12 protein-coding genes and 1 tRNA gene are annotated in these 12,028 nt (G+C 69.6%); 4 read left to right on the top strand and 9 right to left on the bottom strand.

Going from position 1 to position 12,028, the window contains the following annotated elements:
* Positions 1 to 43: 43 nt before the first annotated feature.
* The 7 genes from LXM90_RS21390 to LXM90_RS21420 form a co-directional block, all read right to left on the bottom strand.
* On the bottom strand, positions 44 to 463 hold the full coding sequence (locus LXM90_RS21390; RefSeq protein WP_020091761.1) for a hypothetical protein: 420 nt from the start codon (positions 461 to 463) through the stop codon (positions 44 to 46).
* Positions 460 to 852, bottom strand: coding sequence for a hypothetical protein (locus tag LXM90_RS21395; RefSeq protein WP_026604729.1), 393 nt, complete (start codon positions 850 to 852; stop codon positions 460 to 462). Before LXM90_RS21395 ends, LXM90_RS21390 begins: the two co-directional genes overlap by 4 nt.
* Before the next feature lie 315 nt (positions 853 to 1,167).
* Positions 1,168 to 2,457 (bottom strand): NTP/NDP exchange transporter, encoded by a 1,290-nt coding sequence (locus tag LXM90_RS21400; protein WP_234081037.1) that lies wholly within the window; start codon positions 2,455 to 2,457, stop codon positions 1,168 to 1,170.
* 108 nt (positions 2,458 to 2,565) lie between these two features.
* Positions 2,566 to 3,321 (bottom strand): NADPH-dependent F420 reductase, encoded by a 756-nt coding sequence (locus LXM90_RS21405; RefSeq protein WP_020091758.1) that lies wholly within the window; start codon positions 3,319 to 3,321, stop codon positions 2,566 to 2,568.
* Positions 3,311 to 4,216: an aldo/keto reductase gene (locus LXM90_RS21410; RefSeq protein ID WP_020091757.1), complete on the bottom strand. Its 906-nt coding sequence runs from the start codon at positions 4,214 to 4,216 to the stop codon at positions 3,311 to 3,313. The genes LXM90_RS21405 and LXM90_RS21410 overlap by 11 nt, the downstream gene beginning before the upstream one ends.
* Before the next feature lie 114 nt (positions 4,217 to 4,330).
* Positions 4,331 to 4,669, bottom strand: a complete 339-nt coding sequence (locus LXM90_RS21415) for a hypothetical protein (protein WP_020091756.1) — start codon at positions 4,667 to 4,669, stop codon at positions 4,331 to 4,333.
* Between the two features lie 75 nt (positions 4,670 to 4,744).
* Positions 4,745 to 5,200: a CHRD domain-containing protein gene (locus LXM90_RS21420; protein WP_020091755.1), complete on the bottom strand. Its 456-nt coding sequence runs from the start codon at positions 5,198 to 5,200 to the stop codon at positions 4,745 to 4,747.
* Between the two features lie 259 nt (positions 5,201 to 5,459).
* On the opposite strand from LXM90_RS21420, the gene LXM90_RS21425 reads away from it, so the two are divergent.
* Positions 5,460 to 5,536: transfer RNA gene (locus tag LXM90_RS21425), tRNA-Met, on the top strand.
* A 519-nt stretch (positions 5,537 to 6,055) separates the two neighbouring features.
* The gene (locus tag LXM90_RS21430; RefSeq protein ID WP_020091753.1) at positions 6,056 to 9,301 is read left to right on the top strand and encodes a PAS domain S-box protein; all 3,246 of its coding nucleotides are present in this window, start codon (positions 6,056 to 6,058) and stop codon (positions 9,299 to 9,301) included.
* A gap of 263 nt (positions 9,302 to 9,564) precedes the next feature.
* On the opposite strand, the gene LXM90_RS21435 is transcribed toward LXM90_RS21430, so the two are convergent.
* Positions 9,565 to 10,221, bottom strand: coding sequence for an antibiotic biosynthesis monooxygenase family protein (locus LXM90_RS21435; RefSeq protein ID WP_020091752.1), 657 nt, complete (start codon positions 10,219 to 10,221; stop codon positions 9,565 to 9,567).
* Between the two features lie 69 nt (positions 10,222 to 10,290).
* Positions 10,291 to 10,527: a hypothetical protein gene (locus LXM90_RS21440; RefSeq protein ID WP_020091751.1), complete on the bottom strand. Its 237-nt coding sequence runs from the start codon at positions 10,525 to 10,527 to the stop codon at positions 10,291 to 10,293.
* A gap of 172 nt (positions 10,528 to 10,699) precedes the next feature.
* On the opposite strand from LXM90_RS21440, the gene LXM90_RS21445 reads away from it, so the two are divergent.
* A complete protein-coding gene (locus tag LXM90_RS21445; RefSeq protein WP_020091750.1) occupies positions 10,700 to 11,395 on the top strand; it encodes an ArsR/SmtB family transcription factor in 696 nt (231 codons plus the stop codon).
* A gap of 260 nt (positions 11,396 to 11,655) precedes the next feature.
* Positions 11,656 to 12,018, top strand: a complete 363-nt coding sequence (locus LXM90_RS21455; protein ID WP_234081038.1) for a DUF1428 domain-containing protein — start codon at positions 11,656 to 11,658, stop codon at positions 12,016 to 12,018.
* Positions 12,019 to 12,028 lie beyond the last annotated feature (10 nt).

The raw sequence follows: 12,028 nt of genomic DNA on the forward strand, positions 1-12,028 counted from the left end.
AGCCGCGCGCGGCGGTCTCGGCTGGCCCGACGCGCGCCAGCTCTCAGTCGAAGTTGCGGACCTTGGCCGAGCCACCGAGGCTGATCGCGGGTTTCGCGGCGGCGCCGGCGAGGCTCACCTTCTTCTGGCCGGGCGGGGTCTTGGCGCGCAGCTGCGGGGCGGGCTCGGGAGTCGGTCGCGACGGCTTCAAATGCGCCTGGCCGTGGATCACCGAGCCGATCTCTCCCGCCACGCGGATCAGGTCGTCGCGCTCGCAGGAACGGGCGACCTTCAGCCCGAGCTTGTGCATGTGGCTCTTGCCGTAGAGGTAGGCGGCGAGCTGCGCGCGCTTCAGCGGCGGGATCTGCTCCAGGATCAGCGGCAGGTCGAAATCGTCGGCCCGGTACACAGAGCCCAGAACCTCGAGGGTCACCGGGCAATCGACTTCGGGCTCGGCGCCGCTGGTCGGATGCGCTTGCGTCATGGATGCCTCTCGGAGGTCGATGGATCGGGACCGGGCTCGGATGCCCCGGAGCCGGGGTCGAGTTCAACCCCTATCGGAACGGTGAGGTTCGCAATCCTGTCCTGCGCGGGCGCAGGCGTCGGTGGCGGGACAGGTTCGGGCTTCCAAGCGCCCAGGCAGCCGGTGCAGACCGATTCGATCACCGCGCGGGCATGAGCCTGCCGGCGGGCCCAGAGCATCTCCCGGGCGAGGCGCGCCGCCTCGGCGTCCGGCAGCGGGCGGATGCGGATGAAGAGTGGCTCTTGCGCGGCGACGGGTGCCGGTGTCAGGGCGAGGAGCCCGACCAGCGCCATCGCGGGATCGGCGGCACGCCACCGGCGCCGCGGCGCCGACCATGCGGGTCCCGCCATGTCACTCTCCCGCCCGGAACGAGCGCGATACCTCACCCGTCAGGGTAAACCGCCTCTTAACGGCCGCCGCGGCCGCGCGGAACTTCACCTCGGGAAGCCGGTAGAACCAGGGGGGACCGAGCGGGAGACGGCTTGATGCCTCAGATGTTCGACTGGATCTTCTTCGCGATCATGCTGCCGTTCCCGGCCTATCTGGTCTGGGACTTCATGCGGCATCGATAGGCGGGGCGAAACGGCGCTCACCCGCCGGGCGAAGCGGCCGCACGGCCGACCGGCGCGGTCCGTTCGGGCTCGATGCCCGGCTCCGCCGCCTGCTCAGCCCCGCCGCTCCTGCGCGCGCCCGAGCCAGACGCTGTTCACGAGCCACGCCATCGACAGCGGGATCGCGGCGCCGGCCACGCTGGCGCTGCCGAGCCCCATGCCCTGGATGCCGGTGAACGACCACGCGCCGACCTGATCGCCCAACCGGTAGACCACCGTGTCGATGAAGCTCTTCGCCTTGTAGCGGTCCTCCCGGGGGACGACGGTGAACAGCACCTCGCGCACCGGCCGGGCGATCGCGAAGTTCCCGGCCCGGCGGAGCACCTGGAACGCCACGATGACGCCGATCGTCGGCCAGAGCGCGAGCGCCGCGAAGCCGAGGATGCTGAAGGCCGGGAGGATCGCCAGCGTGAGGGCGACGCCGATTCGGTTCACGATCCGGCCCGTGAGGAACAGCTGGATGCCCAGCGTGAGGACGTTCACCGCGAGGTCGACGCTGGCGAAGAACGCCGTCTGCGCGCCGCGGTCCGGGAAGCTCCGCTTCGCGATGCCCGCCTGCTCGAAGTACAGGAACGTCGAGGTCACCGAGAACAGCAGCAGGAACAGCGAGATGTTGAGCAGGTAGGGCGATGCGAGAGTCCGGGTGACGCCGGCGAGCACGCTGCCGCCGATCGTCCGGTCCTGCCCGTCCTCGGCGCCCCCGTCGCGGCCCGGCACCTCGTGCAGCTGCGTCGACAGCGCGGCGAGCCCGCGCATGCAGAACACCGCGACCTCGAGGAGCACCACCGCGCACAGCATCAGGCCCCAGGTCGGGACGTTCTTGGCCAGGATCGCCGTGGTCGCCGAGCCCGCGATGGCGCCGAGCGTCGCGCCGGCCGCGATGAAGCCGAACAATCGCTTGCCCTGGGCGTTCGAGAACACGTCGACGATCGTCGCCCAGAAGATCGAGACCACGAACAGGTTGAAGATCGACAGCCAGACGAAGAACACCCGGCCGATCCACACGCCCCACTCGGCGGGCGCGAGGTAGAGCGTCAGCGCGAAGGCCAGGATGTTGGCCGCGAAGAACCGGTACGTGATCGGCACGAACCGCGCCCGCGGCATCCGTTTCACCAGGTAGGCGAAGGGCAGGTTGAGGGCGAGCATCCCCACGAGGGTGGCGGTGAACAGCCAGGGCAGGTTCTCGATGCCGCCGGCGACGCCCATCTGGTCCCGGATCGGGCGCAGCACGTAGTAGGCGGCCAGGATCGAGAAGATGTAGGCCCAGGACCAGGCCAGAGCGCGGCCCTCGCCGGGCTGAACGTCGATCAGGCGCGCGAGCGTGCCGCGGGCGGGTTCAGGCATGGGCCGATCTCACCGGAATGGGCTTCTTCCCCGGACGGGCCTCCCTCGGGGAAGGCTCGGTCGGACCCCTCGCCGTTGCGGGGCCCGGCGAGGGGCCGGACGACGCGCCTACTTCGCCAGTCCGAGTTTCTCGCGCATCTCCGGCGCGGTGACGTCGTGACCGAAGCCCGGGCTGCCCATGGCGAACTTGTCGGCATCCTTGAGCGGGCCGACCACCACCGGGTCGAACCCGGCGTCGCGGACGAGGCCCTCGGCGACCTTCAGCGCCTCCGGGTCGTCCCCGGCGATCGGGATCGCCATCCGCCCGCCCGCACGACCCTTGCCGCCGTCCGCGCCCTCCTTGGCGAAGATCTTGTAATTGGCCGCATTGAAGGCGCGCACGATCTTGGCGCCGGGGAAGTACTTGGCCGAGGTCGCGCCGATCCCGCTGGCCTGGACCTCGTCGTAGAGCGCGCCGTCGCGCTTCTGCGTGGCGTTGCCGGCATCGAGCACGACCTTCCCCTTGAGGGACGGGCCGATCTCCTTCGCGAGGTCCGGATAGGCCTTGTAGGGGACGGCGATGAACACGGCGTCGCCGAACTCGATCGCCTCCTCGGGCGTGCCGGCCCTGGCCTTGGGCCCGAGCTCCGAGACCATCGCGGCGAGCTGCTCCGGGTGGCGGGAGGCGAACATGACCTCGTGGCCGTCCTTGACCCAGAGCGACCCGATCGTGCCGCCGATGTTCCCGGCGCCGATCACGCCGATCCGGATCTTCTTCGCGCCGTCCTGGGCCGCGGCGGGCACGGAAGCGGGAAGAGCGGCGGCCACGGCGAGGCCGGCCGCGAGGGCGAGCGCTGCGCGGCGCGAGGTGAGATCAGACCGCATCGATGAACGTCTCCATCTGCTTGCGCTGCGCCGCGTCGGGCAGCTTGCCCCGCGCGGCCCCGAGGTTGTCTTCGACATAGGCGGCCTTCGCCATGCCGGGGATCGGGCAGGTCACGGCCGGGTTGCCGAGCACGTATTTCAGGAAGAACTGCGGCCAGCTCGCGCAGCCGAGATCCTTGGCGACCGCCGGCAACTCCTTGCCCTGGACCGCCTTGAACAGGCGATCGCGGCCGAACGGCACGTTGGTCATCACCGCCACGCCGCGATCCGCGGCCAGCGGGAGTACGCGCTCCGCGGCGGCACGGTTGTCGATGGCGTAGTTCACCTGGATGAAGTCGAGGCTCTCGCGCTTCATGACGGCCTCCAGGGCGTCGAGCTGGTTGTCGCGCCAGACCGTGACGCCGACGTACCGGACGCGCTTCTGCGCCTTCAGATCGCGCAGGACCGCCAGATTCCCGGTCACGTCGATCAGGTTGTGGACCGCCACCAGGTCGAGGGTGTCGACCTTCATGCGCTTCAGCGATCGGTCGAACTCCGCGAGCGTCGCGTCGCGGCCGGTCGTGTCGACCTTACTGGCGAGGAAGATCTTCTGGCGCAGGCCGGGCTCCGCCAGGATCAGGCCGAGGACGTCCTCGGCGGTGCCGTAGCTCGGGGCCGTGTCGATCACCGATCCGCCGAGTGCGACGAAGGTCTTCACCGCCTCCTTCAAAGGCGCCACCGCCTCGGGCGTCGGCTCGACCTCGTAGCGCCGGGACGTGCCGATCCCCATGGCCGGAAGCATCTCGCCGGTGGAGGGTATCGGGCGGCGGATCAGCGGCTCGGCCGCCGCGGCGAGGCGGCCGGCGAGCGGGGCGATAGCGGCTGCGGCGATGACGGCGCGACGGGATACGGGCATGGCCGGCCTCCGACGGATTCAGGACCTGCCGGGAGATAGGGCGCGTCCGCGCTCTGTGTATTCTTAATTCTCACGCTTCCGCGAGGGATGCGCGCTGCACCTTCGAGGCTCGGTCTAATCTTCCTCGGGCGGGTCCTCGAATTCCGCGCCCTCGGTATCGGGGGCGATGCGGAACCTGTACTCGTCGATCGCCAGGAACGCCCGGTGGGCGACCTGCGGATCGATCCCGTCGCGGACGACCAGGGTCTGGAAGTCGATGAACAGGCGCGCGACGCGGGCCTCCTCCGTCAGGGTGGCCAGGGCGGACGAGCTCGCGCCGGCGCGCATCATGTAGCGCTTGGCCTCTCCGGCCGCGTCTGGCGCGGGCAGGACGACGACCTGCCCGGCGGTCTCCGGCTTCAGATCCGCCCAGCGGACGGGCGTCCAGGCGATGATGGCGTCGGTGTGCTTCATCGAAGGCTCCGGCAGGTGGACGGGGATCCGCCTACCGGGCGCGGCCGGGAACGTCGAGGCTCCCGGCGTTCCGGATCAGGGTGCGCGCTCCATCTGGCCACGGATCTCGCCCTTCGGGTTCGCGGCGGTGTGGAGGTTGAAGTAGACCTTCCCCGCCTCGAGATCGGCGGCCTTGGCGTCATCGAGGGCCGCCTCGCCGGTGAAGGGGCTGCTCGCCGCCGTCACCGGCACGAGCACGCCGGCATTCTCGCCCGCCTTGGCCGGTCCGTGGAAATGGGCGGCCGTGACCGGCCCGGTGAGGCCGCTGTACTGGCCCGACCAGCTCAGGCGCTTGGTGGCGGGATCGAAGGTCGCGGTGATCTCGCCCTTGCCGGAGGACGCGGTTGCCGGGACCTCGCTGCCGCCGGTGAGCGCCGCGCGGTAGGTGACGTCCTTGCCCGCGGCGAATGCCGGACCCGTGGCGAGCGGCACCCCGAGGACGAGAAGGGCGGCGAGGCTGGTGGTCCAGCGATGGCTCTTGCGCGCTGTCATCGAACGCTCCGCGATCTGACGGGCCGTCGAGCGGCCCGTGCCAAACCTAGCGGGCCGGGACAGGTCGGACATGGCGGACGGGCTGTCGCCGAGCGATTCTCGGTGACAGCCAAGCGTTTCCCTCCCGCGCGCGACGGCACGCGGCCTGCCCGACCTCCGGAGGCGCGATTTGCTCACGGGAAGACGTTGACACGGAGCGCCCGCTCTTCCTATACCGCCGCCACTGCACGCATCGTCTCGATGGACGGTCGCGGCTCGTGGCGGGGTAGCTCAGCTGGTTAGAGCAGAGGAATCATAATCCTTGTGTCGGGGGTTCAAATCCCTCCCTCGCTACCAACAGTTTCATTAGTCGACGTCTATAAATTTCAAGTCTCATCTGAGCGTGCCGACCTCTGTGTCGGATCTGGGCCGCAGCCGGAACGCTGATCCTGAGGATCGCAAATCCTTCCGCGAGCGGCCGGTCTCTAGCACAATCAGTTCTTCGCTCGAGCGCTTCGGTCGCACGCGAAGCCACTCACTTTTCAATCCCGTCTCGCTTGCCGCGAAGCAATGGACGTCTGGACTTGCTTCAGGATCTTGTACGGCTTGCTTTCGAGGACGGAGATCGGCGCGTCGAGCGCTACCGACCTTTCGATCTCGGCCGGCCCGACAGCTGATCGGGTCGCGACCCTTTAAGGCAGGCGAAGGTTGATGCCGGCGAACACCGTCCCGTCTTGAAAGTTCAGGACGGTGTCCGTCCATCGCATGACGCGGCGGCCACGATTGCCGGGCGGACCGCGGCTGCCGGTCCGGACCGGCGGGCGACCGTGATCTCTCCAAACGGAACCGGCCGGGACTGGATGGCTTGGCCTCCTGATGCACGACTTCGAAGAGACGCCGGCCATTCGGGAGACGGTGAAATCGATCGGCCCGGACGTCGGCGCGATGTCGCGCGCGCAACTTGAGGCGGAGGTGCTGCGCCTGCGCTCGAGGCTGCCGGAAGCAGGGGGCGAGACCGTCGGCCGGGAGGTGCGCCCGGTGCATCGGACCGCCGGGCAGGACGCGCCAGCGAGCGAATGGCGCCACCGGGTCGTCTTCGACAACGTCAGGGACTTCGCCATCGTCGTCACCGACCGCGACGGCTCGGTCATCGACTGGAACCCCGGCGCCGAGCGGATCTTCGGTTGGACGTCGGAGGAGATGCGCGGGCAGCCCGCCGACCGGATCTTCACGCCCGAGGACCGTGCGGAGGGGCGCCCTGAGGCCGAGATGCGGCTCGCGACGAGCGAGGCGCGCGCCTCCGTCGAGCGCTGGCACCTCCGCAAGGACGGCAGTCGCGTCTGGACGTCGGGCGAGATGATGCCGCTGCTCGACGAGGCCGGTGCGCATCGCGGGTTCACCAAGATTGTCCGCGACCGCACGGCCGAGCATCTGGCCGCGAGGGCGCTGAGGGAGCGCGAGGCCCACCTCCGGCATACCGTCGAACTGAATCCCCAGGTGCCGTGGACCTGCGACCCGGCGGGCAACATCACCTCATACTCGAACCGCTGGCTGGAACTGACGGGCCAGGCACCCGGCGAACCCGACGGCGCGGGCTGGATGAAGGCCCTGCATCCGGAGGACGTCCCCCACACGGTCGCGGTGTTCTCGGCCTGTCTCGCCTCGGGCGAGCCGGTCGACGTGGACTATCGCATCAACATCGCGGCGACCGGCACGTACCGCTGGATGCGGGCGCGCGCGCGTCCCCGCCGCGACGGAGCCGGCGCCATCGTGGCCTGGTACGGGGTGGTTGAGGACATCCACGACCGCCGCCTGGCCGAGGCGGCGCTGCAGGAGAGCGAGGCCCGTTACCGGACGCTGTTCGAGACGGTCGAGGTCGGGTTCTGCATCCTCATGATGCGGTTCGACGCGGACGGACGGGCGGTCGATTACCTGATCGAGGAGGCCAATCCGGCCTTCGCCCGGCAGACGGGGGCCGACGTCGCCGGCCGCTGGGTCAGCACGTTCGCGCCCGACCTCGAACGGCACTGGTTCGACAGCTACGGCCGCGTCGCCCTGACCGGGGAACCCGCCCATTTCGAGAACTACGCCGCCGTGTTCGGGCGCTGGTTCGACGTGCGTGCGCATCGGGTCGGGGACCCGCGCGACCACCGCGTCGCGGTCTTCTTCAGCGACATCACCGCGCGCAGGAGCGCCGAGTTGCTGGCGGAGGCCAGCGCGCGCGAGCTCCGGCTCATCACCGACGCGCTGCCGGTGCTGATCGCGTTCATCGACGCCGGCCACGTCTACCGCTTCGCCAACGAGGCCTACAAGGACTGGTTTTCCGCCCCGCCCGGCGATGTCGTCGGACGCGATGTCCACGCGCTGCTCGGCCCGGCCGCCTACGCCGTGCGGCGACCCTTCATCGATCGGGCGCTCGGGGGTGAGCCCGTCACCTTCGAGACGGACTGGCCGCACCGCGACGGGCGCCACCGCGTCGCCGAGATCCGCTACCTGCCGCGACGGACCGCCGGCGGCCGCGTCGACGGTTTCCACGTCTTCGTGCAGGACGTGACCGTCCGGGTGCAGACGGAGGCCGACCTCGCCCGCCAGGTCGCCGTCCGGACCGCCGAGCGCGACCAGATCTGGCAGGCCTCGTCCGACCTGCTCTGCGTGGCCAACCTCGACGGCTACTTCGTCGGCCTCAACCCGGCCTGGTCGCGAACCCTCGGGTGGACCGACGCCGACATGAAGGCGCGGCCGTTCCTCGATTTCGTCCACCCCGACGACGTCGCGTCGACCGTGGCGGCGGCGGGGGGACTGTCGCGCGGGGAGGCCCAGCTCACGTTCGAGAACCGCTACCGCCGCAAGGACGGCAGCTATGTCTGGCTGTCCTGGAACGCGGTGCCCCGCGACGGGCTGATCTACTCGTCCGTGCGCGACGTGACCGAGATCAAGCAGCAGGCCGAGGCGCTGGCCAAGACGGAGGAGGCTCTGCGGCAGTCGCAGAAGATGGAGGCGGTCGGCCAGCTGACCGGCGGCCTCGCACACGATTTCAACAACCTGCTCGCGGGCATCTCCGGTTCCCTGGAACTGATGCAGACGCGGATGAGCCAGGGGCGGATGGGTGACCTCGACCGCTACATGAGCGTCGCCCAGGGCGCGGCCAAGCGGGCCGCCGCCCTGACGCATCGCCTGCTGGCCTTCTCCCGCCGCCAGACCCTCGACCCCAAACCCACCAACGTGAACCGCCTCGTCCACGACATGGAGGAGCTGGTCCGGCGCACCGTCGGTCCGGCCGTCCACTTGGAGGTCGTCGGTCTCGCGGGGCTGTGGCCGGCGCTGATCGACCCGGGCCAGCTGGAGAACGCGCTGCTCAACCTGTGCATCAACGCCCGCGACGCGATGCCGGACGGTGGTCGCATCACCATCGAGACCGCCAACAGGTGGATCGACGAGGTCGGCGGCCGCCAGCACGACCTCGCGCCCGGCCAGTATCTCGGCGTCTGCGTGACCGACACCGGCACCGGCATGGCGCCGGACCTGATCGGAAAGGTGTTCGAGCCGTTCTTCACCACAAAGCCCACCGGCGAGGGCACGGGCCTCGGCCTGTCCATGGTCTACGGCTTCGCCAAGCAGTCCGGCGGGCAGGTGCGGATCTACTCCGAGGTCGGCGCGGGGACGACGGTCTGCCTCTACCTGCCGCGGCACTACGGCGAGGCCGACGAGGACGCGGTCGCGCGCAGGCTTTCCGAGGTCGAGCAAGCGGGCCAGGGCGAGACGGTGCTGGTCGTCGACGACGAGCCCTCGGTGCGCATGCTGGTCACCGAGGTGCTGGAGGACCTGGGCTACACCGCCATCGAGGCCGCCGACAGCGTCGCCGGCCTGAAGGTGCTGCAGTCGGACGTGCGCATCGATCTGCTGGTGACGGATGTTGGCCTGCCGGGGGGCATGAACGGGCGACAGATGGCGGACGCCGGCCGCGAGCGGCGACCGGACCTGAAGGTGCTGTTCATCACCGGGTACGCGGAGAACGCCGTGCTCGGGAACGGCTACCTTCGGCCCGGGATGCAGGTCTTGACCAAGCCGTTCGTGCTGGAGACCCTCGCCTCCCGCATCAAGGACCTCATCGCCGAGACTTGAACCCCCTCGTCCGAAAGGGCCGCGCCCCCAGAGGGCAGCCGACTGCTCGTGCAACGGGAGCGGGCGAGCCCTGGGGTGCCGCCAGCGAGGTGACCGCCTCGTGGATCGGTCGCCTCGTCCGTGATCCGGTTCCCCGGGCCGGTCGCGCACATGATCGCAGGGCAGGCCGCGGGACGACCGCGTCGTGCCACCGGGTCCGCATTCGCGAGACCGATGACGGAGCGACGCCGAAGGTGTTGATGCCCGGTTCTCGTCGTCGGGCCCTATCCCGGGGCTTGCACGGCCGGGTGATATTGCGGGCTCTCACGCCTGTCGAACATCCCGTAGTCGCGAATGATCCGAACAGCTCGGAGGCGCGTGCCGGCGACCGATGAGACGGCGTTCGCCGCGCCGGCATCTCTCCACGACAGCAGCACCAGCACCTTTCCTGGATTGGTGAAGGAATCGAACGCGTCCCAACTCACCAGCCCCTCGGTCCGCTGGTCGAGACCGAGCATGGCCATGAGGTCGACATCGAAGGGCGTGGGCCGGTCCGCCGACATCGCCTCCGACAGTGTACAGGCCTTGGCTTGGCCGACTTCCGTCTCATCGAGGCGTTGCTCGCGGACCCGATGTCCCGCCGGCGGGTGGGTGTCAGCCGTCACCTCGCCGACGCGGAGATGGTAGTCCGCGAACACCTCGGACCGGCCTTTCCCCTGGATCAGGTGATGACCGGCATGGGTGCGCCAGCGGATCACCGACTTCTCGTCCCGCCACGTCGAGTGCGAAAGGACCCAGCCCGGCCGCGTCCGGCTCGTGAAGCGCTCGTTGTCGATGAAGCCGTCGATGCCCTCGAGCTCAGGCTTCAGCACGCGCGCGTGTTCCAGATAGGCGTCCTTGCGACCGTCGCCGGGTCGGACTTCGAAGATGACGGAGAACATGGGCTCCTCCCTGGGTGTCGATACGGTTCAAGCCGGGACCGGCTCACTCAGACATGTGGCGGAGGCTCGTCAGAGGGCCCTACGCCCGGCCTCGAGATGCATCAGATGCGTGCCGCGCCCGAGCTTGATGTCACGCCGGTCCGGGGTGCCGGAGAAGGCATCGAGCAGCCACGCGGCGTCGGTCGTCAGACCGTCCCGCTCACCCCGGAACTGGGGAGACAGCCGGCGAAGGAACAGTGTGGGCCCGGATCGCGGATCTTCGATCCAATGATGCTCTTCCCTGTCGTCAATCTCATCGGGCGTCATAGGCGTCACCTATGGCCGTGGCGGGCGAACCGTCGGCACAGACGTGGCGCGGTTCTCCAGCTTCACGCTCCACTCTGATCCAGGGATCCCAGCCGAGTCAGCCGTAAACGCTTCGGTCCAAACCGAAGCGTCGTCGGATGCGGCGGGCATTGAGCGCGTGTAGGTTCAGCTCATGACGCAGGGTCCTGCACTCTCTGAGATCGGCGCGCTCGTCGGAGATCCCAGCCGCGCCAATATCCTGTCGACCTTGATCGACGGGCGAGCGCTGACCGCGACCGAACTGGCCTGGACGGCCGGCGTCGCGCCAGCCACCGCGAGCGAGCACCTGACGAAGCTCGTGGCCGGCGGCCTGCTCACGGTGTCGCGCCAAGGTCGGCACCGATACTTCCGCCTCGCCTCCATCGAGGTCGCCCGCATGCTCGAGGCCATGATGGTGATCGCGAACCGGGGCGAGCCGGAGGAAGCGTCGCGCCGAGCGACGCCGCGGATCGATCCAGCCTTGCGCGAGGCCCGCACCTGCTACGATCACCTCGCCGGACGGCTCGGCGTCGGGATCGCCGATGCGCTGGTCGCACGGGGACTGATCGTCCTGGGCGAGGAGGCGGGTGAAGTGACCGCATTCGGCAGTGCGTGGCTGGCCGCGTTCGGTGTCGAAGTCGAACCGGCCGGACGAACCCGCCGCCTGCTCTGCCGCCCCTGCCTGGACTGGAGCGAGCGGAGACCGCACCTCGCCGGCCGTCTCGGAGCCGCCCTGTGCCGCCGCTGCGAGGATCTCGGGTGGATCGAGCGTCAGCGCGACGGGCGCGCCATCCGCGTGACCGAGAGGGGAAGACTCGGCTTCGAGAGCGAGTTCGGCTTGGTCGAGTGACGGTCGGTCGTGATCCGGTCTGCACCCGCCAAAGCGATCAGAACGCCTTCCCCGGCAGGGGAAACAGTCCGGCGAACCGCTGCACGACGTCCCGGTCCCCGCCCGCCGCAGGAGATGGGCACGTTCATGTACGGCCGGAACTTCGAGGATCCGGATGGCCACGTCGTCGAGCTGATGTGGATGGACCCCGAGGCCGTGACGCGAGGGCACTCTCCGGCCTGAAGCCTTTCCGCGCGCACCCCGACTCGAGGAGGCAACCCATGACTTACGTGAGCGGGTTCGTCACGCCGGTTCCCGACGCGAACCGGGAGGCCTATGTCGCGTCGGCCAGGGCGGCCTGGGCGCTGTTCCGTGAGTACGGCGCGCTCCACCAGATGGAGGCCTGGGGCGACAACGTTCCGGAGGGCGAGCGGACCGATTTCCGGCGGTCCGTCGCCCTTCGCGACGGCGAGAGCGTCGTCCTCGGGTGGATCCTCTGGCCCGACCGGGAAACGGCAGACCGGTGCGAGGCCGCGATGCTAACCGATCCGCGCTTCCGCGATCTGACCATGCCGTTCGACGGGGCGCGGATGATCTTCGGAGGTTTCGCCGCGGTCTTCGAAGCGTCGCGCGGGGCGGCGTAGAGGAGACGAG

Source organism: Methylobacterium oryzae (assembly GCF_021398735.1).
GTDB lineage: Bacteria > Pseudomonadota > Alphaproteobacteria > Rhizobiales > Beijerinckiaceae > Methylobacterium.